19 protein-coding genes and 2 pseudogenes are annotated in these 22,973 nt (G+C 59.7%); 14 read left to right on the top strand and 7 right to left on the bottom strand.

All coding sequences use genetic code 11. The annotated features are described in order from the left end of the window. Nucleotide 1: 1 nt before the first annotated feature. Together pta and CX511_RS22140 are read right to left on the bottom strand one after the other, a co-directional pair. Complete coding sequence (gene pta, locus CX511_RS22145) at nt 2-2,098, bottom strand: phosphate acetyltransferase (protein ID WP_045188118.1); 2,097 nt, start codon at nt 2,096-2,098, stop codon at nt 2-4. Nucleotides 2,099-2,208: 110 nt separating this feature from the next. Next, nucleotides 2,209-2,325 (bottom strand): annotated as a pseudogene (locus CX511_RS22140) (DUF3565 domain-containing protein); the annotation flags it as partial. Here CX511_RS22140 and CX511_RS22135 point away from each other — a divergent pair. From CX511_RS22135 to CX511_RS22125, 3 genes are all read left to right on the top strand, one after another. Continuing rightward, nucleotides 2,294-2,779 carry an FKBP-type peptidyl-prolyl cis-trans isomerase gene (locus CX511_RS22135; RefSeq protein WP_045188120.1) on the top strand — a complete coding sequence of 162 codons (486 nt, stop codon included), beginning with the start codon at nt 2,294-2,296 and terminating at the stop codon, nt 2,777-2,779. The pseudogene CX511_RS22140 and the gene CX511_RS22135 sit on opposite strands and share 32 nt — an antisense overlap. Nucleotides 2,780-2,934: 155 nt before the next feature. Continuing rightward, nucleotides 2,935-3,417 (top strand): glutathione peroxidase, encoded by a 483-nt coding sequence (locus CX511_RS22130; protein WP_045188122.1) that lies wholly within the window; start codon nt 2,935-2,937, stop codon nt 3,415-3,417. A 165-nt stretch (nt 3,418-3,582) separates the two neighbouring features. Further along, nucleotides 3,583-4,686, top strand: coding sequence for an NADH:flavin oxidoreductase (locus tag CX511_RS22125; RefSeq protein ID WP_101292440.1), 1,104 nt, complete (start codon nt 3,583-3,585; stop codon nt 4,684-4,686). Here the strand turns inward: CX511_RS22125 and CX511_RS22120 are convergent. Next, on the bottom strand, nt 4,655-5,869 hold the full coding sequence (locus tag CX511_RS22120; protein ID WP_101292442.1) for a glycosyltransferase family 4 protein: 1,215 nt from the start codon (nt 5,867-5,869) through the stop codon (nt 4,655-4,657). The two genes, CX511_RS22125 and CX511_RS22120, sit on opposite strands and share 32 nt — an antisense overlap. Nucleotides 5,870-6,047: 178 nt before the next feature. On the opposite strand from CX511_RS22120, the gene CX511_RS22115 reads away from it, so the two are divergent. Then, nucleotides 6,048-7,361: a methyl-accepting chemotaxis protein gene (locus CX511_RS22115; protein ID WP_045188127.1), complete on the top strand. Its 1,314-nt coding sequence runs from the start codon at nt 6,048-6,050 to the stop codon at nt 7,359-7,361. Nucleotides 7,362-7,423: 62 nt separating this feature from the next. Here the strand turns inward: CX511_RS22115 and CX511_RS22110 are convergent, their stop codons facing one another. After that, nucleotides 7,424-8,764, bottom strand: coding sequence for an amidohydrolase (locus CX511_RS22110; protein ID WP_101292444.1), 1,341 nt, complete (start codon nt 8,762-8,764; stop codon nt 7,424-7,426). 152 nt (nt 8,765-8,916) lie between these two features. Between CX511_RS22110 and CX511_RS22105 the strand changes: the two genes are divergently transcribed. Then, nucleotides 8,917-9,852, top strand: coding sequence for a LysR family transcriptional regulator (locus CX511_RS22105; RefSeq protein WP_045188131.1), 936 nt, complete (start codon nt 8,917-8,919; stop codon nt 9,850-9,852). Here the strand turns inward: CX511_RS22105 and CX511_RS22100 are convergent. Next, on the bottom strand, nt 9,845-10,837 hold the full coding sequence (locus CX511_RS22100; protein ID WP_045188133.1) for a cytochrome-c peroxidase: 993 nt from the start codon (nt 10,835-10,837) through the stop codon (nt 9,845-9,847). The two genes, CX511_RS22105 and CX511_RS22100, sit on opposite strands and share 8 nt — an antisense overlap. 83 nt (nt 10,838-10,920) lie before the next feature. Next, nucleotides 10,921-11,676: a sulfate transporter CysZ gene (gene cysZ / locus CX511_RS22095; protein WP_045188135.1), complete on the bottom strand. Its 756-nt coding sequence runs from the start codon at nt 11,674-11,676 to the stop codon at nt 10,921-10,923. Nucleotides 11,677-11,941: 265 nt separating this feature from the next. Here cysZ and CX511_RS22090 point away from each other — a divergent pair, with 265 nt between their 5' ends. Continuing rightward, a complete protein-coding gene (locus tag CX511_RS22090; protein WP_045188136.1) occupies nt 11,942-12,541 on the top strand; it encodes a peroxiredoxin in 600 nt (199 codons plus the stop codon). Between the two features lie 136 nt (nt 12,542-12,677). After that, complete coding sequence (trxB, locus tag CX511_RS22085) at nt 12,678-13,634, top strand: thioredoxin-disulfide reductase (RefSeq protein WP_045188138.1); 957 nt, start codon at nt 12,678-12,680, stop codon at nt 13,632-13,634. A 122-nt stretch (nt 13,635-13,756) separates the two neighbouring features. Here the strand turns inward: trxB and nadC are convergent, their stop codons facing one another. Then, nucleotides 13,757-14,605, bottom strand: coding sequence for a carboxylating nicotinate-nucleotide diphosphorylase (nadC, locus tag CX511_RS22080; RefSeq protein WP_101292446.1), 849 nt, complete (start codon nt 14,603-14,605; stop codon nt 13,757-13,759). A 251-nt stretch (nt 14,606-14,856) separates the two neighbouring features. On the opposite strand from nadC, the gene CX511_RS22075 reads away from it, so the two are divergent. The 7 genes and pseudogenes from CX511_RS22075 (at nt 14,857) to CX511_RS22050 (ending at nt 22,966) form a co-directional block, all read left to right on the top strand. Beyond that, entirely contained in the window at nt 14,857-17,052 is a 2,196-nt protein-coding gene (locus tag CX511_RS22075; RefSeq protein ID WP_101292448.1) for a DUF1631 domain-containing protein, read from the top strand. A 79-nt stretch (nt 17,053-17,131) separates the two neighbouring features. Further along, a complete protein-coding gene (gene ampD, locus CX511_RS22070; RefSeq protein ID WP_045188144.1) occupies nt 17,132-17,698 on the top strand; it encodes a 1,6-anhydro-N-acetylmuramyl-L-alanine amidase AmpD in 567 nt (188 codons plus the stop codon). After that, the gene (gene ampE, locus CX511_RS22065) at nt 17,695-18,528 is read left to right on the top strand and encodes a regulatory signaling modulator protein AmpE (protein ID WP_045188145.1); all 834 of its coding nucleotides are present in this window, start codon (nt 17,695-17,697) and stop codon (nt 18,526-18,528) included. The genes ampD and ampE overlap by 4 nt, the downstream gene beginning before the upstream one ends. 190 nt (nt 18,529-18,718) lie before the next feature. Beyond that, nucleotides 18,719-19,858: pseudogene (locus tag CX511_RS25715) on the top strand (HAMP domain-containing protein); the annotation flags it as partial. Nucleotides 19,859-20,002: 144 nt separating this feature from the next. Beyond that, nucleotides 20,003-20,716, top strand: a complete 714-nt coding sequence (locus CX511_RS25710; RefSeq protein WP_422211476.1) for a methyl-accepting chemotaxis protein — start codon at nt 20,003-20,005, stop codon at nt 20,714-20,716. Nucleotides 20,717-20,887: 171 nt separating this feature from the next. Next, the gene (gene fabV / locus CX511_RS22055; RefSeq protein ID WP_045188150.1) at nt 20,888-22,102 is read left to right on the top strand and encodes an enoyl-ACP reductase FabV; all 1,215 of its coding nucleotides are present in this window, start codon (nt 20,888-20,890) and stop codon (nt 22,100-22,102) included. 177 nt (nt 22,103-22,279) lie between these two features. Further along, nucleotides 22,280-22,966 (top strand): GNAT family N-acetyltransferase, encoded by a 687-nt coding sequence (locus tag CX511_RS22050; RefSeq protein WP_045188153.1) that lies wholly within the window; start codon nt 22,280-22,282, stop codon nt 22,964-22,966. Nucleotides 22,967-22,973: the final 7 nt, after the last annotated feature.

The following is a 22,973-nucleotide window of genomic DNA, read 5'->3' as shown; positions in this document are numbered from 1 at the left end:
TTCAGCTATCCAGTGAGCGGTTGGCCTGAATCGCGGTCAGGGCAATGGTGTAGACGATGTCATCGACCTGGGCGCCGCGCGGCAGGTCGTTGACCGGTTTGCGCAAGCCCTGAAGCATCGGCCCGAGGCTGACGCAATCGGCGCTGCGTTGCACCGCTTTGTGGGTGGTGTTGCCAGTGTTCAGGTCGGGGAACACATACACGGTTGCACGGCCTGCCACCTGGCTGTTGGGGGCCAGTTGCCGGGCGATTTCAAGGTTGGCGGCGGTGTCGTACTGCAACGGGCCATCGATCTGCAGGCCACGTTGGCTTTCCTGGGCCAGCAGGGTGGCTTCGCGGACCTTCTCCACTTCTTCGCCGCTGGCCGAATCACCGCTGGAGTAACTGATCATCGCCACCCGTGGCGCAATGCCGAAGGCTGCGGCGGAGTCGGCACTTTGCAGGGCAATTTCCGCCAGCTCGCTGGCGGTCGGGTGCGGGTTCATCACGCAGTCGCCGTATACCAGCACCTGCTCGGGGAACAGCATGAAGAATACCGACGACACCAGGCTGCAGCCCGGCGCTGTCTTGATCAACTGCAGGGCCGGACGGATGGTATTGGCAGTGGAGTGAACCAGCCCGGAGACCAGGCCATCGACTTCGTCCAGGGCCAGCATCATGGTGCCGATCACCACCGGGTCTTCCAGTTGCTGCTCGGCCATCGGCGCGTTGAGGCTCTTGCTTTTGCGCAGGCTGACCATCGGCTCGACATAACGCTCCCGAATGAGGTCCGGGTCGAGGATTTCCAGGCCTTCAGGCAGGCTGATGCCTTGGGCGCGGGCAACAGCCTGCACGTCGTCAGGCTTGGCCAGCAGTACGCAGCGAGCGATGCCACGGGCCTGACAGATGGCAGCGGCCTGCACGGTCAATGGCTCGGCGCCTTCGGGCAGGACGATCCGCTTGTTGGCTTGCTGGGCGCGCTGGATCAATTGATAGCGAAACACCGCTGGCGACAGGCGCAGTTCGCGTGGCGTGCCACAGCGCAGGTGCAACCAGTCGGCGTCGAGGTAGCTGGCAACAAAGTCGGTGATGATTTCCGCACGTTCGCGGTCATCGATCGGAATTTCCTTGTTCAGCTGGTTCAGCTGGTTGGCCGTGTCATACGAGCCGGTACTCACCGAAAGGATCGGCAAGCCCGCCAGCAACGCGCCCTGGCACAGTTCAAGAATGCGCGGGTCAGGCTTGCTGTCGCTGGTCAGCAACAGGCCCGCAAGGGGCACACCGTTGATCGCTGCCAGGCTCACGGCGAGGATAATGTCGTCGCGGTCGCCCGGGGTTACCACCAATGTACCGGGCTTGAGCAACGGCACGGTGTTGGCCACGGTACGGGCACAGATGATGATTTTGTTCATCCGTCGCTGTTCGTAGTCACCGGCGTTGAGTACCTGGGCGCCGAGCAGCTCAGCCACATCGCGGGTGCGCGGGGCATTGAGATCGGCCTGGTAGGGGATGCAGCCGAGCAGACGGAAGTCGCCGCCGCGCAGCAGCGGTGAGTGTTCTTTCAGGCGTTCGGCGAAGTCGCTCATGCTTTCGTCGGTACGCACCTTGTTCAGGATCACGCCGAGCACTTTCGGGTCTTTCGGCCCGCCAAACAGTTGTGCCTGCAATTCGACGCGGCCGGAAAGCTCGGTGAGCACTTCGTTTTCCGGGGCCGAGACCAGGATTACTTCGGCATCCAGGCTCTTGGCTAGGTGCAGGTTGACCCGCGCGGCGTAACTGGCGTGACGGGTCGGGACCATGCCTTCGACCACGACCACGTCTTTGCCGACGCACGCCTGTTGGTACAGGGTGATGATTTCTTCGAGCAACTCATCGAGTTGACCATCACCAAGCATGCGCTCGACATGGGCCAGGCTCAGCGGTTTTGGCGGTTTCAGGCCGTGGGTGCGGGCCACCAGCTCAGTGGAGCGTTCAGGGCCGGTGTCGCCAGGATGTGGTTGCGCGATCGGCTTGAAGAAGCCGACTTTCAGCCCGGCGCGTTCAAGGGTGCGGACCAGGCCAAGGCTGATGGAGGTCAGGCCGACACCAAAGTCGGTCGGCGCGATGAAAAATGTCTGCATGCGAGCTTCTCGAAATGAGCTGTGCAAAAGAGTCAATTGCCAAGGGTATCGCTATCGGCACCCTCAGCGCACCCGCCACGGGTAAATGCCGGGATGAAGTATTCGGCAACCCGTTTGTCTGGCTTGCGTTCGCTTTCGGGCGATGCGTTGGTTACACTTGTTCGTTCTACATTCTTATGCAAAAGGTCTCGCCCCATGCTGATCGCCGCCAAAAAGGCTGTCTCCATCGACTATACCCTGACCAACGACGCTGGTGAGGTCATCGACAGCTCCGCCGGCGGCGCTCCGCTGGTCTACCTGCATGGCGCAGGCAACATCATTCCAGGCCTGGAAAAAGCCCTGGAAGGCAAAACCGCCGGTGACGAGCTGGAAGTTGCCATCGAGCCAGAAGATGCCTACGGCGAATACCTGGCCGAACTGGTCAGCACCCTGAACCGCAGCATGTTCGAAGGCGTTGACCAACTGGAAGTGGGCATGCAGTTCCACGCTTCCGCGCCCGATGGCCAGATGCAGATCGTTACCATCCGTGATCTGGACGGCGACGACGTGACGGTTGATGGCAACCACCCACTGGCTGGCCAGCGCCTGAACTTCAAGGTCAAGGTCGTCAATATCCGTGACGCCAGCGACGAAGAAGTAGCTCATGGCCATGTTCATGGTGAAGGTGGCCATCAGCACTGATTTTCTGCGCTAAGCTCAGAGAGTCGCGAAGGCGCCCGGGCAAGTCCGTCGCACTCCACTAGGGGAAGACGGCTTGGCAGGGCGCCTTTTTAATGGGCTGGTGTTACTGCTTGCAGCCCGCAGCGGCAACCGGGATCTGGAGAGGGGAGTACGTCATGAGTGCATTTCACGACCTGAAGTTGCAGGCGCTCAATGGCCAGGAGTTACCTCTGGCGCCATTCAAGGGCCAAGTGGTGCTGGTGGTCAATGTCGCCTCCAAGTGTGGCCTGACCCCGCAATACGCGGCGCTGGAAAACCTGTACCAGCAATACAAAGGGCAGGGCTTCAGCGTGTTGGGCCTGCCATGCAATCAGTTTGCCGGGCAGGAGCCGGGCAGCGAAGAAGAAATCCAGCAGTTCTGCAGCACGAACTACGGCGTCACCTTCCCGCTGGGCAGCAAGCTGGAGGTCAATGGCCATGACCGCCATCAGTTGTATCGTTTGCTGGCCGGTGAAGGCGCTGAGTTCCCAGGCGACATCACCTGGAACTTCGAGAAGTTTCTGGTCGGCAAGGATGGTCGGGTGCTGGCGCGCTTTTCGCCACGTACTGCGCCGGATGATGCGACGGTTGTACAGGCCATTGAGAAAGCCCTGGGCTGATTGAATGACCTTATCGCCGGCCACGCCGGCTCCCACCCTGTGGGAGCTGGCCTTGCCAGCGATGAACACACCGCGATGCATCAAGATCACTCAAATCAATAGTACTGGGCCAAGCGCAAGGCTGACCCTATCCTCAGGCGCATTCCTACTTCTCTGGAGCGCCGCATGTCCACCACCGCACTGTTCACCCCTATCCAGCTGGGTACCCTCGCGCTGCCAAGCCGTGTGGTCATGGCGCCAATGACTCGTACTTTTTGCCCCGGTGGTGTGCCGCATGCCCAGGTGGTCGAATACTACCGTCGGCGCGCTGCCGCCGGAGTCGGGTTGATCATCACCGAAGGCACCACCGTCGGCCACAAGGCCGCCAACGGTTACCCCAACGTGCCGCGTTTTCATGGTGAAGACGCCTTGGCCGGCTGGAAAAACGTCGTCGAAGCCGTGCATGCCGAAGGCGGCCGGATTGTTCCGCAACTCTGGCATGTGGGCAGTGTGCGGCGTTTGGGTACTGAGCCGGATGCCAGCGTGCCGGGCTACGGGCCAAGCGAGAAGATCAAGGACGATCAGGTCCTGGTTCACGGCATGACCCAAAACGATATTGATGAAGTGATCCAGGCCTTTGCCCAGGCAGCTCGTGATGCCCAGGCGATCGGTATGGACGGTGTCGAGATTCATGGCGCCCACGGTTACCTGATTGATCAGTTTTTCTGGGCAGCCAGCAATCAGCGCACTGACCAATACGGTGGTGACTTGGCTGGGCGTTCGCGATTTGCCATTGAATTGATTCAGGCAGTACGCGCTGCTGTCGGCCCGGACTTCCCAATCATTTTCCGCTTCTCGCAGTGGAAGCAGCAGGACTACAGCGCGCGCTTGGTCGAAAGCGCCGAGGCATTGGGGGCTTTCTTGCAGCCGCTGGTCGACGCCGGTGTGGATATCTTCCATTGTTCCACCCGCCGCTTCTGGGAGCCGGAATTCGAAGGCTCGCAACTGAACCTGGCTGGCTGGACTCGTCAACTCACCGGCAAGCCAACCATTACGGTCGGCAGTGTCGGCCTTGACGGCGAGTTCCTGCAGTTCATGGTGGCGACCGACAAGGTGGCGCAGCCGGCCAGTCTGGAAAACCTGCTGGCGCGTCTGAACAATGATGAGTTCGATCTGGTTGCTGTCGGCCGGGCGCTGCTGGTTGACCCGGATTGGGCTGCCAAGGTCCGTGATGGTCGTGAGCAGGACATCCTGCCGTTTAGCCGCGAGGCGCTGACGAGCCTGATTTGATCACCAGCGTTGCGGCCTGGGGGGCGGTGTTGAGCTGTTGAGGCTGGCGGCAGGCTTCACGCAAGTGGTTCTCGAACTGCTCAATAATCGCCGGCCAGCCTTGACGGCTTGCGTGTTGACGGGCGTTCAGGCGCACCCGCCGCAGGGCTTCAGCGTCTTCCACCAGCCAGTTGCAGGCATCGATAAAGGCCTCCACGTCGCCTGGCATGGCCAGCGCGCCGCTATGGCCGTGGCGGATGTGTTGGGCGGCGGCGGCCTGATCGTAGGCCACCACGCCCAGGCCTGAAGCCAGTGCTTCGAGCACAACGTTGCCGAAGGTTTCGGTCAGGCTTGGAAACAGAAAAATATCCCCCGAGGCATAGTGCTCGGCCAAGGCTTCACCGCGTTGGGCGCCGCAGAACACGGCCTCGGGTAACTGCAATTGCAGGGCGCTGCGTTGTGGGCCGTCGCCGACCACAATCAATTTGATGCACCGCAGCGGATACTGTTGTTGCGCAGCGTGCAGACATTGCTGCAGCACCGCGAGATTTTTTTCCGCGGCCAGACGCCCGACATACAGCAGGGCAATGTCTTCATTTTCCAGGCCCCACTGGTCGCGTAGCGCCTTATTTCGTCTGCCGGGATTGAACAGCTGACTGTCGACGCCACGGGCCATTAACGTGAGGTTGTCGAAACCACGACGCTCCAGTTCCAGGCGCTGGCTGACGCTGGGCACCAGGGTGGTGTGGGTACGCCGATGAAACCAGCGCAGATAGTGGGTGAGCAGTCTGGTCAGCAGGCCCAGGCCGTACTCGCTGGTGTACTGCTGGAAGTTGGTGTGAAAACCACTGACCACAGCAATCCCCAGCCTGCGTGCCGCGCGCAGCGCACTCAGGCCCAGCGGCCCTTCAGTGGCGATGTACAGGACATCCGGGCGCTGCCGGCGCCAGCGGCGCAGCAGCTTGTGCATCGACACCTGACCCCACTGCAATCCTGGATAACCAGGCACCGGCCAGCCGCGGCAGAGTAGTTGCTCATCACCTGCGTGGGCCGGATCAGTGGCCTGGCGTGGGCGTACCAGATCGACCTGATGGCCGCGTTGGCGCAAACCCTCGCTCAGGCGCCCAAGGGTCGTGGCCACGCCGTTGATCTCGGGTGGAAAGGTTTCGCTGATCAGTGTGACATGCAGGGTTGGTGCGCTCATGAGTGCCAGTTTCAGCGGCCTCGATTGCGGCCATGTGACACAACCATGACTGATTTGTGACGTCCGATTTTCGGCGCCTGATTGCGGAAAATATTTCCCAGCATTGTGCTCAAGAATGCCTGGTCATCAGCCGATGAAGAAGTATTCGAATGACCGATTTCGCTCCAGGAGAGCGTTGATGTTCAACAGCAAACTGAAAAAAGAAAACCTGCAACTGCGCGAAGAACTGCTGTCTGTTGAGCAGGTCAAGAGCAGCCTGGACAGCGAGATGCTGGTCTTGCAACTTGACCCTCAGGGGCGGATCGAATCGGTCAACAGCAACTTCGAGAAAGAGATGCTGTACAGCAGCCATCAATTGCTCGGACGAAACATCGAAGATATTGTGCCGGCGCACGTCAAACAGCTGGAATTCTACACCCGCATGAAAACGGCTATTGCCCGCGGTGAGCACCTTAATGGTGCGTTTCGCTTGCTGCGTGGCAATGGAGAGGAAGCCTGGCTGCGCTCGATCCTGCAACCGGTAAAGGGGAGTGACGGGCGCCTCAAGTATTTCACTCTGCACTCCAGCGACCTGACGCGCACCATCGAATCTTCACGCGAGCATGAGAGCCTGATCAAGGCACTGATGCGTTCCACAGCGGTGATCGAATTCAACTTGCAAGGTGAGGTGCTGACGGCCAACGATCGCTTCCTGCAGACCATGGGTTATCGTCTGGAGCAAGTGGCCGGCAAGCATCACCGTATGTTCTGCGAACCGGAGGAGTACAACTCCCCGGCCTATCAGGCGTTCTGGGACACCCTGCGCCGCGGCGAATTTGTCGCTGAGCGATTCAAGCGCGTGGATGCTCACGGTCGGGTGGTTTGGCTGGAGGCTTCCTACAACCCGATTATCGATGCCCACGACGTGCTCTACAAAGTGGTCAAATTCGCCACCGTAATCACCGATCAGGTCAATCAGGAAGTGGCCGTGGCCGAGGCTGCCGATATTGCCTACACCACCTCGGTAGAAACCGATAACAGTGCGCGCAAGGCCACGGATGTCGTGACCCAGACCGTTGAGGTAATGCGTGGTCTGGAGGGCTACATGCAGGAGGCAGCCGAGGGGATCGAGGCGCTCGACAAGCAGTCGCAGGTCATCGGTTCGATCATCAAGACCATCAGCGATATTGCCGGGCAGACCAACCTGCTGGCGCTCAATGCCGCCATCGAAGCCGCCCGGGCCGGCGAGCAGGGGCGTGGGTTTGCAGTGGTCGCCGACGAAGTGCGGCAGCTGGCATCGCGCACCAGCACCGCTACGGAAGAAATTGCCCGGGTGGTCCAGCAGAACGAAAAGTTGGCCAAGGCCGCCGTAGACATCATCGACAGCAGCAAGCGCCAGGCCGAGCAGGGTCTGACCCTAGCTGGGGAGACCGGTACGGTGATTGTCGAGATTCAGGAAGGGGCAAAGAAGGTAGTCAACGCCGTGGGCCAGTTCTCCAACCAGCTCAGGTAGCCGCTACCGCCAGGCTGCGATGAGGCCCTCAGGGGCTCCAGAGCCTGGCAGCCGTGGCGGCCTCAGAGTGGCTGATTGAAGAATGCACTCAGCGTCGCGCTCACCGCTCGCGCACCGGTGGCAATGGCGGGCAGCTCTACGACGAAGCCTGGGGTGTGATTCATCGCCGGCGGCAACTGCTTTTTCTCGATCAGGTTTTTGTAGGCATCGGGTTTGCCCGACCCCACCTCAATGAACAGCACTTTGGTGTCCGGGTAAGGGCTGGCCAGCATGTGGAAGTCTTCCGAGCCCATCAGCGGTGGCACGCCAGGCAGTACCTTGTCGGCACCGAGCTGATGCACCAGAGCGGCCTGCGCCAGTTCGGTCTGGGCCTTGCCATTGACGACCGGTGTGGAATAACCCTTCATGGTGTACTTGGCCTGGTAGTCGTCGGGCATGTCGTTCATTACCAGCACGCCCTGGGTCACTGACTTGATTCCGGCGATCAGGCGTTCGCGAACCTTTTCGTCATACCAGCGCAAGTTGAGTTTGAGCGTGGCGCTGACCGGGATGATGTTGTTGTTAACCCCAGCCTGAAACGCTCCCACGGTAAGGACTGCGGGTTTGGATTGATCGAGCATGCGGCTGATGATGGTCTGGTAGCCCATGACCGCCATGGCGCCCATCACGACGGGGTCCTTGGTCACATGAGGGGTAGAGCCATGCCCACCGATGCCTGGCAGCTCGACGTCGATCTGGTCAGTGCCGGCCAGACGCGGCCCTTCACGCAGGCCGACACTGTCGGCCGGGTAGACCGGTGATACGTGGGCGGCCACCAGCACATCGGGCTTGGGGGCAAAGTCATAGAGGCCGTTGTTGACCATGGCGGTCGCGCCTTCGAGCAGTTCCTCGGCAGGTTGGGCGACCAGCACCAGGGTGCCTGACCACTGTCCCTTGAGCTGGGCCATGACTTTGGCCACTTCTATTAACCAGGTGGTATGCGCATCATGGCCGCAGGCATGCATGACCGGCTGGCTTGGGTTGTCGAGCCAGGGCGTGACCTTGTTACTCCGGTAGTCCAGGCCAGTGGCCTCTTTGATGGGCAAGGCATCCATGTCGGCCCGGTACATCACCACCGGCCCCGGACCGTTGCGCAAGATACCCACCACGCCGGTAGTACCGATTGCCGTCTTCACTTCGAAGCCTTGCTCCTGAAGGGCCTTGGCCACCTGGGCTGCAGTTTCCTTCTCCTGAAAGGCCAGTTCGGGGTTACGGTGCAATTGCTTGAACTGCGCGATCATCTGCGCTTCGTCCTGTTTGACCAGGGTGTCGATTTGGCTTTTCAGGTCGGTGGGGGCGGCATGTGCTGAAAAGGCGCTGGCGCAAGCAAGGGCAAGCAGGCCTTGGTGGTGACGCAAAGACATGGCGTAATTCCTTGTACGAAGTGGCGTGCACAGCAGGGTCTGGGCCGCTGCGGCAGATCGTTGTTGTTCTGGTGCGCTGTGTTGCACACGCACGCCAGTCTGTGTATCTATGCCCTGTGCGTCCAATGCAAAAATAACCGTGGATTGATGCAGTGGCTGACTCAATAGATTTGAAGCGCATTCGTCATCTGGTCCTGCTCAGCGAGGAATTGCACTTCTCCCGCGCAGCTGAACGAGCCAACTTGTCGCAGACGGCCTTTAGCCGCAGCATTCAGTCCCTGGAAGCCGACTTGGGGGTGCGCCTGTTTGACCGTGACACGCGGACAGTGCTGCTCACCGCAGCGGGGCGGCAACTGTTGGCCCGCGGGCGTGAGTTGCTGGGGTGTGCCGGGCGTCTGGTCGCCGAGGCCAATCATATTGCCCAGGCCGATGGCGGGGAGTTGAACTTCGGTGCGGGCATGATGGCCGCCAATCTCTATCTTCAAGATGCGCTGACTACACTGCGCAAGCGCATTCCCAAGTTGATGATGAAGGTCGAAGTCAATCATTGGCATCACCTGATTCACCAACTGGAGCAGGAGCAGATCGAGTTCTTCGTTGCCTATACCTGCGACCCGGGACGCCTGTCCGACCCGCGTTTTGTCATTACGCCGTTGCCGGCTAAGCCTACGTCGATCTTCTGCCGGGGTGACCATCCGTTGATGCAGCAGCAGGCACCGGTCACTCGCCAGCAGCTTCTGGCATACCCGTGGAGTTCGGTCCTGTTTGATGATGTGGCGCCGGCGCGGTTGCGTGATCTGCTGGGCTTGCCCGAGGGCGCCGTAGCGCCACTGGCCCTGGGCTGCAATGACCTGCAGCTGTTGCGCAGCACGACGCTGGGCAGCGACTCGCTGCTGTTTACCTGGCGCGCCTGGCTTGAGGAGGATTTGCGCAGCGGTGCAATCGGCGATGTGGGGGCGTTGCTGCAACCCGGTTTTCCTGGAGGTGGCTGCAGCATTGCCAGTGCGATTGTCTGTCATGCCGGGCGTACCTTGTCACCGATTGCACGCCAGGCCATCGAGCTGATTGTTGCAGCGGCCGTCAATTGAACGGTGACGGACGCGGGGTCTGTGCAGAAGACGGCGGCAACATCGGCAGCTTGAAACTCGGCTGATCGCCGGTCAGTGTGTCGAGGAACGCGACGATCTGGCCGACTTCATCGCTGCTCAGCTTGCGCCCCAATTGCAGCCGAGCCATGACGTCTACTGCCTCTTCCAGGTTCCAGTAGGCGCCATCATGGAAGTAGGGGTAGGTCAGTGCGACGTTGCGCAAAGTTGGCACCTTGAACAGCATCCGGTCTTGATCTTTGCCCGTCAGGCCAGCGACACCTTGAGCGGGGTTTTTCGTGGTGTAAGGTTCGACCATACCCATTTTTTGAAAGGAGCTACCACCCACCGCTTCACCATTGTGGCAGGCGACGCAGCCGATGCTCTTGAACAGTTGATAGCCTTGTTCGGCAGTGGCGCTGATGGCCTGTTTGTCACCCTGCAACCAACGGTCGAACGGTGCGTTCGGCGTAACCAGGGTTTCTTCGAAGGCAGCGATGGCGTTGGTGACATCGTCAATCTTGATGCCATCGTCGCCATACACTTGCTTGAACGAGGCTTTGTATTGCGCAATGGAACGCAGTACATCTACCGCCAGGTCATGGGTGAAGCCCATCTCTCCTGGGTTGGCGATAGGTCCCCCGGCCTGCTCCTGAAGGGTGGCAGCGCGACCATCCCAGAACTGCGCGACGCTCATGCTGGCGTTGAGCACGGTAGGTGAGTTGATCGGCCCCTGATGCCAGTTGTGGCCGATGGAGGTGGGCAGGTTGTCGCTGCCACCCATGCTCAGGTTGTGGCAAGAGTTGCAGGAGATGAAGCCGGATTTGGACAAGCGCGGATCGAAGAACAGTTGCTTGCCCAGTTCAACCTTGGCGACATCGGTGATTTTTGCAGGTTGCACCGGCAGGATCGGTTCGCTGGTGGGGGCGGCCGCCCAGGCCTGGCCTCCCAGGATCAATCCAAACATCAACGTCAACGGTCTGTACATGGTGCGCTCCCCTACAGGCTTATCGTTTTAATAACCATGTGCCTTGTAGGGGAATGTTGCTGTGATCCAGATCAAGCTGCGGATCAGGTCGTTTGCGCCACCAGCGTTTCAGCACCGCGTTCGCGCACCCAGAACAGGGTTGCCCCGGCGACTGCCGCTGGCATCATCAGAATATTGACGAAGGGGATCATCAACGCCAGGTAGGTGATGCCGCCAAAACCCAGGCTCTGCCAACGCTTTGCGCGCAACCAGGCGAGCATGTCCTGCCAGCTCATCTTGTGGTTGTCTGCCGGGTAGTCGATGTATTGGATAGCCATCATCCAGATGCCGAACAGCAACCACAGCGGCGCGGCAATGATGTTCACCACCGGGATCAGCGAAAGGATGAACAGGGCGATTGCCCGTGGCAGGAAATAACCCAACTTGCGCATTTCGCGGCCCAGGGTGCGCGGCACCATGGCCATCAGTTCAGCCCAGCTGAAGGCCGGGAAGTTATCGGTGCCACGCACCACCACTTCGACCTTTTCCGCCAGAAAACCATTGAACGGTGCGGCGATGATGTTGGCGAGCATGGTGAAGGTGAAGAACACCATCAGCACTACCAGGGCGACGAACAGCGGCCAGAGCACGTAGCTGAGAAAACTCAGCCAGCTCGGCAGGCTGGGCATCAGCGAATCAACCCATAGGCTGAACTGATGACCGGCAACGTAGATCAAGCCGACGAACAACAGCAGGTTGACCGCCAGGGGCAGCAGTACGAACAGGCGCAGGCTCGGGCTCAGGACCAGTTTCAGTCCTTCACGCAGGTACTGAGGGCCAGAGAGGACAGGGGCTTGCATAGAGAACTCCGGTAAAGGCAAACGCGCTGACCTTACCGAGTTTGAGCGGTCGACGAAAGCGCGGCGCAATCGACGCAATGGCCTGTAACAAAACCTCGGCACGCTAGACGGCAAGCCTTCATAGACAAACAGCTGTAGCCCTCAAGGATGAATAGAGCAGGCCTATAAGGTGGATTGTCTAAGGATATTTCCTTAATCTCTGCGGCCTCGCTAAAGTGCGCACATCTTTTCAACGCCTTCGAATTCTAATCTTCAAGGAGTTTTCATGAGCATTCTGGTCAACAAGCAAGCCCCTGATTTCGATGCGGCGGCGGTGTTGGGCGACGGTTCGATCGTCGACAGCTTCAAGCTTTCTTCCCTGCGCGGTAAATACGTTGTTCTGTTCTTCTGGCCGCTGGACTTCACCTTTGTCTGCCCGTCGGAAATCATTGCCCACAACAACCGCATGGATAAGTTCCGTGAGCTGGGTGTTGAAGTGGTTGGCGTATCCATCGACTCGCAGTTCACCCACCACGCCTGGCGCAGCACGCCGGTGGAGAAGGGTGGTATTGGCGAAGTCGAATTCACCATGGTGGCCGACGTCAAGCACGAGATTGCCCGTGCCTACGGTATCGAGCACGAAGACGGCGTGGCACTGCGTGCCTCGTTCCTGATCGACCAGCAAGGCGTGGTTCAGCACCAGGTAGTCAACAACCTGCCGCTGGGTCGTGAAGTCGACGAGATGATCCGCTTGGTCGAAGCCTTGCAGTTCACTGAACAGCACGGTGAAGTCTGCCCAGCCGGCTGGCGTCCAGGCCAGAAAGGCATGAAGGCTGACGCCAAGGGTGTCGCTGACTACCTGGCAGAAAACGCTGCCAGCCTGTAAGGCGGCGGTTTAACGATTTTCAGAACCTGCGGCCAAAAGCCTTCCCCAAGTGCTTCGCAGGTTCTTTTTTATTCCAGCCGGCGATCCCGGCGTTACGACGTGGGCAATTCAGCGCCCACCTCGACAGGAGCGTGTCATGTCTGAAGTACGTCATTCGCGAGTGATTATCCTCGGTTCCGGCCCTGCCGGTTACAGCGCTGCGGTCTACGCGGCTCGCGCTAACCTCAAGCCGCTGCTGATCACCGGCATGCAGGCTGGCGGCCAGCTGACCACCACCACCGAAGTCGACAACTGGCCGGGCGACGCCCATGGTCTGACCGGCCCGGCGCTGATGCAGCGGATGCAAGAACACGCTGAGCGTTTCGAAACTGAAGTGGTGTTCGACCACATCAATGCCGTGGACCTGGCCAGCAAGCCGTACACCCTCAAGGGCGACAGCGCCACTTACACCTGTGACGCGCTGATCATCGCTACTGGCGCCAGCGCCCGTTACCTGGGCCTGCCGTCGGAAGAGTCGTTCATGGGCAAAGGCGTTTCCGCCTGTGCGACCTGCGACGGTTTCTTCTACCGCAACAAGCCAGTGGCAGTGGTTGGCGGCGGTAACACCGCGGTTGAGGAAGCCCTGTACCTGGCCAACATCGCCAGCAAGGTGACCCTGGTTCACCGTCGTGAGACGTTCCGTGCCGAGAAGATCCTGATCGACAAGCTCAACGCTCGTGTGGCCGAAGGCAAGATCGAGCTGAAACTCAACGCCACCCTCGATGAAGTCCTGGGCGACGACATGGGTGTCACCGGTGCACGCCTGAAGAACAACGACGGCAGCTTCGATGAAATCAAGGTTGACGGTGTGTTCATCGCCATCGGCCACACCCCGAACACTTCGCTGTTCGAAGGCCAACTGACCCTCAAGGACGGTTACCTGGTGGTCAATGGCGGCCGTGACGGCAACGCCACTGCTACCAACGTTGAAGGTGTGTTCGCTGCGGGCGACGTGGCTGACCACGTTTACCGTCAGGCTATTACCTCTGCCGGTGCCGGTTGCATGGCGGCGTTGGATGTTGAGCGTTACCTGGACGGCCTGCAAAACGCTTAGTTCTGATCGACCTGCGCGGTAGCCGCTGCTGCCAGGCAGCGGCTACAACACCGGTATTGCCACCGGTATGAGCAATAAAAAACCGGCTGAATCAGCCGGTTTTTTTGTGCCTGCGCTAAACCTCAGAGGCTCAGTCGCATCGACAGATCCACCGCCTTCACATCCTTGGTCATCGCACCAATCGAGATGTAGTCCACACCCGTCTCGGCAATAACCCGCAGGGTGCTTTCGTTGATCCCGCCACTGGCTTCAAGCTTGGCCTTGCCGGCATTCATACGCACGGCTTCGCGCATGTCGTCCAGGCTCAGTTCGTCGAGCATGACGATGTCGGCACCGGCGTCCAGGGCTTGCTGGAGCTCTTCGAGACTTTCCACTTCAACTTCCACCGGCTTGCCGGGGGCGATCTTGTGGGCGGCATTGATCGCTTGGGCAATGCCACCGCTGGCCGCGATGTGGTTTTCCTTGATTAGGAAGGCATCGAACAGACCGATGCGGTGGTTGTGGCAGCCGCCGCAGGTAACGGCGTACTTCTGTGCCAGGCGCAGGCCCGGCAGGGTCTTACGGGTATCGAGGAGTTTGACCTGGGTGTCGGCGACTTTGTCGGCGAAAAACTGCGCACGGGTGGCCACACCCGAAAGCATCTGCAGAAAGTTCAGCGCGCTGCGCTCGCCACTGAGCAATGAGCGGGCCGGGCCCTCGAGGTGAAACAACGGTTGGTTGGCCTTCGCCCGTTCGCCATCCTTAACCTGCCAATGCACCGCCACTCGTGGATCAAGCTGACGGAACACGGCGTCGACCCAAGCAGTGCCAGCGATGACGCAATCATCACGGGTAATGATGGTGGCCTTGGCCAGGCGCTCGGCTGGGATCAGCTGGGCGGTGATGTCGCCACTGCCGATGTCTTCGAGCAGCGCACGGCGTACGTTGGCTTCGATTTCGGCAGTCAGGTCGGCGAGACGTAAATTCGGCATGGCAGGCTCCACAAGCTAAGTGCCCGGGATTATAGGGCAGGGCGGGGCGCGCTTGCAGCAAGCACGGCATCCAGACCTTTGGTCAGACGAAATGAGCTTTTTGCCGATTTATCAGTCTATCCCCCGGCGCAGGACTTTCAGCCCGCGCTGGCGAGCGTCTCGATTTTGCCAGATAATGCGACTTGTATTTGACGTCATGGCTTTGACGAGTCGTCGATTGATAACAAGACTAACCCTGCAAGGAGTCCGGGATGCACAAAGACGGCAAGGTGGTGCCGATCAAGGCTGCCATCGATCAGGCGTTTACTGCGCCTCTTGCTCGTCTGCCGGTGGTGCTTTTGCAGGTTCGTGACAAGGCCGCGCTACACCTGCGCCAAGGTCTGCAGGCGCTGTTCGACAATGCCGACGATACGCTGTTCGAGATGGCCGACAAGGCTGCCAGTAACAGCGAGCAGAACTTCCTCTTCGAAGCCATGCGCGACCTGCGCCTCAAGCGCAAGAGTATTGAGCGTGGCTATCTCGATTGTTTCTATGACGCGTTCATGCGCATCGGCCAAGGCGAGCCGCTGCCTGGTGCTGTGCCGGGCGGATTTGACCGGCCTGCGTTGCTAAGCAGTGATGCATTGGAGCGTACCGTGGCCGTGGATGCCATGGTTAACCGGGTTCTGGCTCGCGACGGCCTGGCCCTTGACCAGTTGACCCTGCGTCTTTCAGCCTTGACTGGACACAGCCTGGTGGTTCAGGTCAATCCGTTGGCACCGGCGATGTTGTGCGGTTACTTTCTCCAGGCCGGACGCAATCTGGGCGTGGGTATCAAGGTCAAGCTGGTGATCCTCAAACTGTTCGAGCGTTATGTGCTGCACGATGCCGATCAGCTCTATGGCGAAGCCAATCATCTGCTGCTGGCTACCGGCGTGCTACCTGAGCTCAAACCGGTGCCCCGCCGTCGCGCTCAAGACCGGTCCGCGCCGAGGTCAGAGGATGTAAACAAGCAAGCGCTGTGCGGTACCCAGAACGCTGAGCTCGATGCCAGCGAACAAGCGGTGTTTGCCTCCTTGCAGAACCTGTTGGCGAAAGTGCGCGGACGTGTTGCGCCTCGCCTGGAGGCCTGCACGCCGATGCAGCCGATCAGTACCCGCGACCTGCTGCGCCTGCTCTCGCACTTGCAGCACTTTGTGCCTCCGGCTGCTGAGGTCGACGATTTTGACTTGCACCAGCAACTTGAACAGCTACTGACCCGTGTCAGCGTCAAGAGTGGCACCTACCGTAAGGTCGAAGTGGTCGACGAAGATGTGATCAATTTGATCGCGATGCTTTTCGACTTCATTCATGGCGACAGCAATTTGCCGCATTCGCTGCGCACCCTGATCGGACGCATGCAGATCCCCATGCTCAAGGTCGCGGTGCTGGATAAGCGCTTCTTCAGTCGCAGCAGTCATCCGGCGCGGCGCTTGCTCAACGAAATCGCCACGGCGGCCATGGGGTGGGATGCCAGTGACGACTGTCAGCGCGATGCGCTGTATGTGCGGGTGGAAAAGATTGTCCAGCGTCTGCTCAATGACTTTACCGATGATCCGGTGATCTTTGCTGATCTGCTTGCCGAGTTCCTCGTGTTCAACAGTGATGAGCGGCGGCGCAATGAGTTGCTTGAGCAACGCACCCGTGATGCCGAAGAAGGCCGTGCACGTACGCAATTGGCGCGCCAGCGAGTGCAGCAGGAGCTCAATCGACGCCTGCTGGGCAGAACCTTGCCACGGTTCGTGGTGCGCCTGCTTGAAGAGGCCTGGAGCCAGGTGCTGTTGTTGGCCTGCCTCAAGCACGGGGATACTTCGGGCCCGTGGCTCAAGGCGCTGGAAACCATGGATGAGTTGATCTGGAGTGTGGAACTGCCCAGCGAGCCGCAGGAACGGTTTCGACTTCTGGAGGTCGTCCCTGGCCTGCTCAAGGCCTTGCGCGATGGCTTGGCCAGCGCTGCCTTTGATCCTTTTGCCACCAGTGAGTTCTTTGCCCAGTTGGAAGCCTTGCACGTGCAGGTGTTTGAAACCCGATTCGCAGGCGTGGAACCGGTCAGCGAGGCCACCGAGCGGGTGCTGGTGCTCGAGGAAATCGTGTTGCCAAGCCCGGAGCAGGCTTCACCTGTTCACAGCCCTGTGCACCTGTCCGATGAAGATCCGGCGCTGCTGAAAGTGCAACGTTTGCGGATCGGCAATTGGCTTGAGTTGGATGAAGACGGCGACGTGCAGCGGTGCAAGTTGATTGCGCAGATCGACAGCACGGACACGCTGATTTTCGTCAATCGCACGGGGCTGAAGGTGCGCGAGTACTCACCCATGGCGCTGGCGGTGGCCTTGCGCCGTGGTGATGTGCGCTTGCTCGACGACACCCTGTTGTTTGATCGAGCGCTGGACTCGGTGATTAGCCAGTTGCGTCGACACCAGGCGCACTAGCGTCCTGTGTGTTTTAACGATGCATCCCGTCACGCCTCGGGGCATACTGAGGCTGTGCTCTCGTGTTTCAGGATCTTTTATGCAACTGGACCGCTCTACAGGTTGGTTCGCCGGTATCACCCACTGCCCTTCACCCAACTTCAATGCTCGCGCCGAAGATGAGGTCATCTCCCTGCTGGTGATTCACAACATCAGCCTGCCACCGGCGCAGTTCGCTACTGGCAAGGTCCAGGCGTTTTTCCAGAATCGTCTGGACGCCAACGAGCACCCTTACTTCGATGGGATTAAGCACCTGCGCGTGTCGGCGCATTTTCTGATTGAACGTGACGGCAAGATCACCCAGTTTGTGTCCTGCCTGGACCGCGCCTGGCATGCAGGGGTGTCGAGCTTCGAGGGGCGTGAGGCGTGTAACGACTTTTCCATCGGCATCGAACTGGAAGGCACCGATGAGTTGCCCTTCACCGATGCCCAGTATCAGGCACTGGAGGCGCTGACGCGTCAGATCCAGGCAGCATGGCCGGCGATTGGCAACGAACGGATTCGTGGCCACAGCGACATTGCTCCGGGACGCAAGACCGATCCGGGCCCGGCGTTCAATTGGTCGCGTTACCGTGCGGCCCTCAAGGACAGCGAGGACAGATCATGAGTTTTCTGGTGTTGTTACTGGTGCTGTGGGTCGAGAAGTTCTCGGCACTGCGTCAGCAACTGCAACGTGATGGTTTCTTTTGCACCGAACTTGCGCGACTGGAGCGCAACGGCAAGAGTCATCCGTGGTGGCTGATGTCGATCCTGGTGTTGTTGCCCGTGGTCGTGGTTGCCTTGCTGGACCAAGTGCTGCAACCCGTCGCCTATGGCCTGCTGGCCTTGCCCGTGCACCTCTTGGTGCTGATCTACAGCCTGGGGCGGGGCGATGTAAAAGCCTCGTTGGGGCCGTTTCGCGATGCCTGGCGCCGAGGAGATGAACAGGCCGCGGTGCATGTGGCCGAACGCGACCTGGGGGTGACCGGTGATGATGCTTCAACGCTGCTGGAGCGGGTTCAGGGTCACTTGTTATGGCAGGCTTATCAAAGCTTCTTTGCGGTGATCTTCTGGTATGTCCTGCTCGGGCCTGCCGCCGCGCTGGCCTACCGCTTGCTCGCCCTGACGGCTGAGCATGCCCACGGTGCGCCGTTGCGTGAACGGGCCGAGCAGTTGCGCCATGCCTTTGACTGGGCACCGGTGCGGATCCTCGGTGTGAGCTTTGCCCTGGTCGGCAACTTTGTCGCGGTGAGCCGGGTGATGCTGCATGAGCTGCTCAATTGGCATATTCCGGCAGCCAAACTGATCGCCTCGATCGGCCAGGTTGCTGGAGAGATGCCACAGGGCGCACCCGCAGGTTCCGAGGGGCTGGTCGGCCTAGACTCACTGTGGGAGCTGCTGCTGCGCTCGGCAGTGCTCTGGTACGCCTTTTTTGCCCTGTGGACTGTCCTCGGCTGATCGGTGAGGGCGGGGCAGCCGTTGGTCTGCCCCCTCACCGGTTAACCTTAAGTTACAAAACCCCGTTCCGATATGCGTTATACAGGCACTGCTGATAATCATCAGTGGCCTAGTGCCATTGTGCGCGCAGAACAATAAGAATCGGAGGGGACTACCCGTGAAGAGCCTGTTGTATCCGGCCATCGCGCTGATGAATCGGTTGAGTTTCGGGATGAAATTCAGCCTCATAAGTGTTCTATTTTTTCTGCCCATGCTGGTCACCAACTATTACCTGGTTCGTGACTCCTTTGCGCAGTTCCATGCCACTCAGGTCGAACTGCAAAGCCTGGAACTGCTGAGCAATAGCCTGGCGTTGCGTGGCGACCTGGAAACCCTGGGCAATCTGGTGCAAATCAATGCGGTGCTTGGCCAATCAGGCAAGGCTGCTGATATCGAGACACAGATTGGCGCGCTCGAGCAACAGGTGCTGCAGCGCTTGACCGGGCTGACGGCCGTCAGCCCCGACGAAGCTCAGGCCAAGGATTTCCACGCCAAGCGCGATGAAATGCTCAGCCTGCTCAAGGCTGCCCGGGCCGAGTCATCGTTGTTGAGCAAGGTTGCCTACCTGGACAAGCTGCTCGGCCAGGCTCAGGTGTTGAGCAAAGTGATTGCCAGTCAGGCTGGTCTGAATCAGGACAGCGGTTCGGCGATTCGCCAGCTCACCGAACTGATGACTACCGTTACCCCGGAAATCACCCAGGCACTGGGTGAAGGGCGGGCGATGGGGGCCTACTCCTTGGGCCAGGGCTATCTCAATTCTGCGGTCAGTACGCGGTTTGAGGATTTGCTTCAGCGCCTGGACAAGCTTTCGGCCAATTACGCGCTCAGGCTCCAGGATGCATTGGCCACCGAGCCTGATGCGCAAGCACGCCTGGGCACCCTGGCCGCTAGCAGTCAGGCGTCATTGAAACAGGCCAGTGAACTGTTCGAAGAGCAGGTGGTGATGGCCGAAACCCTTGATGCACCGTGGCCGGGTTTTTATCAACAGGTCAGCCAACTGATGGCGCAAACCTACACCCTGAACGCGGCAACCGGCGAGTTTCTCGATCAGCAATTGCAACAGCGCTTGGGTGAACATCGTTTGCACATGATTGTGCTGGTGTCGGCCTTGGCCGGGGTGTTTTTGTTGATTGTCTATCTCTACGGCGGCTTCTATGCGTCCACCCGGCACACCCTGAAAACCTTGGGCGCGGTCATGGACAAAGTCGCTGCCGGAGATATGACGGTGAACTTTCACGCCAGTAGCCGTGATGAACTCGGAGAGTTGGGTGCAGTGTTCAATGGCACCGTCCAGCGTGTTCACGATCTGATTGAGCAGGTCGGCCACACAGTGGTCGAGGTCGAGCGTCAGGCTGAGCAGGTTCACGCGGTGTCGGCCCGTAGTAACCAGGCCGTCAGCGGCCAGCGCGGACAGATCGAGCAGGTCGCCACGGCAATGAACCAGATGTCGGCCACTGCCCAAGAGGTGGCCCGCAGCGCCGCAGCGGCGGTCAACAGTGCCCACAGCGTCAATCAGGAGACCGTCAGTGGCCGTGGCCTGGTGGAGTCGCAGCAGGGCAACATTGTGCGTCTGGCCGGCGAAATCGATCAGTCGGTGGTGGTGATCAACCAACTGGCCAGCGACAGCCAGGCCATCAGCCAGGTGCTGGAGGTGATCAAAAGCATTGCCGAGCAAACCAACCTGCTGGCCCTCAATGCGGCCATCGAAGCGGCGCGCGCAGGTGAGCAGGGGCGAGGCTTTGCAGTAGTGGCCGACGAGGTACGAACGTTGGCCAAGCGTACCCAGCACTCGACTGAAGAAATCGAGCAGATGATTGGCCGTCTGCAGGGCGGTGTCAGTGCAGCGGTCAAAGCCATGGACGCCAGCCATCAGGTAGCCGCCGGTACGGTCGGACAGTCGCAGCAAGTACAGCAGGCGCTGGAGAACATTCTCGCAGCGGTGGGCAGCATCGTCGATCAGAACCAGCAGATTGCCGCTGCGGTGGAGCAGCAAACTGCGGTCGCTCACGATATCGACCAAAACATCGTCGAGATCAATCGGGCGGCTGAGCATACTACCCAGGGCGCGCACCAGACCGAGGACGCCAGCCGCCAGCTGTCAGCCCAGGTACTGGAGTTGAAGCGTTTGATCAGCGCTTTCAGGGTCTGAGATCAGCAGTTGCTGAAGTTTTCCACGCTGTGACAAAGTAGCGCCCTGACGGATTCCAGGGAGCCGGATGTGTCGGCAACGCTGCGGGTGTAGTCTCACCCTCACAGCAACGGAACCTCGAGTCCCCCGCGATTCGGCTCCCTCAGCATTTTCACTGACGAGGTACAGACATTGGCCATCATCCATCCTAAAGTTCGCGGTTTTATCTGCACCACTACGCATCCAACCGGTTGCGAGCTGAACGTACGTGATCAGATCGAAGCCACCCGCAAGCAGGGCGTGCGCAAGGATGGTCCGAAAAAGGTCCTGGTGATCGGTGCCTCCAGCGGCTACGGCCTGGCAGCGCGCATCACCGCAGCGTTCGGCTTTGGTGCTGACACCCTGGGCGTGTTTTTCGAGAAGCCGGGTACTGAGACCAAGTCTGGCACCGCCGGCTGGTACAACGCCGCCGCCTTCGACAAATTCGCCAAGGCCGAAGGCCTGTACAGCAAGTCGATCAATGGTGACGCCTTCTCCGATGAAGCACGGGCCAAGGTCATCGAACTGATCAAGAACGAAATGGGCGGCCAGGTTGACCTGGTGGTCTATTCGCTGGCGTCGCCAGTGCGCAAGCTGCCTGCTTCTGCAGGCGAGCGCGCCGGCGAACTGGTGCGCTCGGCACTCAAGCCGATTGGCCAGCCGTACAAGTCGACCGCCATCGACACCAACAAAGACACCATCATCGAGGCGTCGATTGAGCCGGCTTCCGAGCAGGAAATCGCCGACACCGTGACCGTCATGGGTGGTCAGGACTGGCAGCTGTGGATCGACGCCCTGAACGCCGCTGGTGTACTGGCGCCACAAGCACGCACCGTGGCGTTCAGCTACATCGGTACCGAAATCACTTGGCCGATCTACTGGCACGGTGCACTGGGCAAGGCCAAACAAGACCTGGACGAAACCGCCAAGCGTCTGAACGCCAAGGTCGGTGGCGGCGCCAATGTCGCGGTGCTGAAATCGGTGGTAACCCAGGCCAGCTCGGCTATCCCGGTAATGCCGCTGTATCTGTCCATGGTCTTCAAGATCATGAAAGAGAAGGGTGTTCACGAAGGCACTCAGGATCAACTCGACCGTCTGTTCCGTGATCGCCTGTACCGTGCAGATGGCGCGCCAGCAGCGCTGGACGAAGAGGGCCGTCTGCGTCTGGACGACTGGGAACTGCGTGATGACGTCCAGGATGCCTGCAAGGACCTGTGGCCGACGGTCACCACCGAGAACCTGTCCAGCGTGACCGACTACAACGACTACAAGCGTGAGTTCCTCAAGCTGTTCGGTTTCGAGCGCCAGGATGTTGACTACGACGCCGATGTGGCTACCGACGTACGGTTTGACTGCATCGAGCTGTAACTAGCCGCTGCTAAGGTCTTGTTGCCACACCTGTTTTTGTTCAGGTGTGGCAACTGTTCCACAATCGAAACACAATTTGAAACAAGTCCGTCAATGGCCCTTTGCCATTCCCTCGCTGCGCTGATCTATACCACTCTCTAGCTGCCCTTCCAACCGCCCGGGTCACCAGGAGACGCCATGAGTGGATTGCAGAAACTAAAAGAGCGGATCAGGCAAAAGGGTCTCCAGAAGACCCTGAAAACACTCTGCGAGCGCTACATCTTCTTCCACTGGGAACTGCTGTGGATGGAGCGTGACCTGGTCAGCCCGGTTCCCCCGCATAAATTGCGTGACCATCCCCCCGTACGCCGAGTCGATATCACCCCGGAAAACGCCGACGCCTTTGCTCGTTACTTCGGTGACCGCGTGCAAACCATGAGGGAGCTGGCTGCTGAGGGGCATACCGGGCATATGTACCTAGATGACAAGGGCGATGCCGTGGCGTTTATTTTTGGCAGCATGCGTGACTATCACGACCGCCACTATTACGGTTGCAACTTCCCGGTAAAACCGGGGGAGTTCTTTGAATTCGGCGGCGAAATGACCCGCGCCTACTTCGGCACACGGTTGTCGGTAGATGCCCAGGTCGCGTTGTGGGAGGCCATGCGTGCCAAGGGCTGCAATAAAGTTGTGGATGTCTGCGAAACCCACAACATTCCGGCGCTGAAACTGCATATCCGCATGGGCTATCACGAACAGGGGCGGGTGATGCATGTGTATGGCCTGTTCGGACGCTGGCGCCTGTTCCGTGAAACCCGTTACGATGGCTCTCGCCTTGGCGGCCTGCGCAAGGTCCCGGCGCCGCGGGTAGCGGCTTCGGCATAAGAGGTCA

Origin of the sequence: Pseudomonas sp. S06B 330 (genome assembly GCF_002845275.2) — a bacterium.
Classification (GTDB): Bacteria; Pseudomonadota; Gammaproteobacteria; order Pseudomonadales; family Pseudomonadaceae; genus Aquipseudomonas.
The sequence above is the reverse complement of the archived record's forward strand: the minus strand, read 5'-3'. Positions and strand labels throughout refer to the sequence as shown.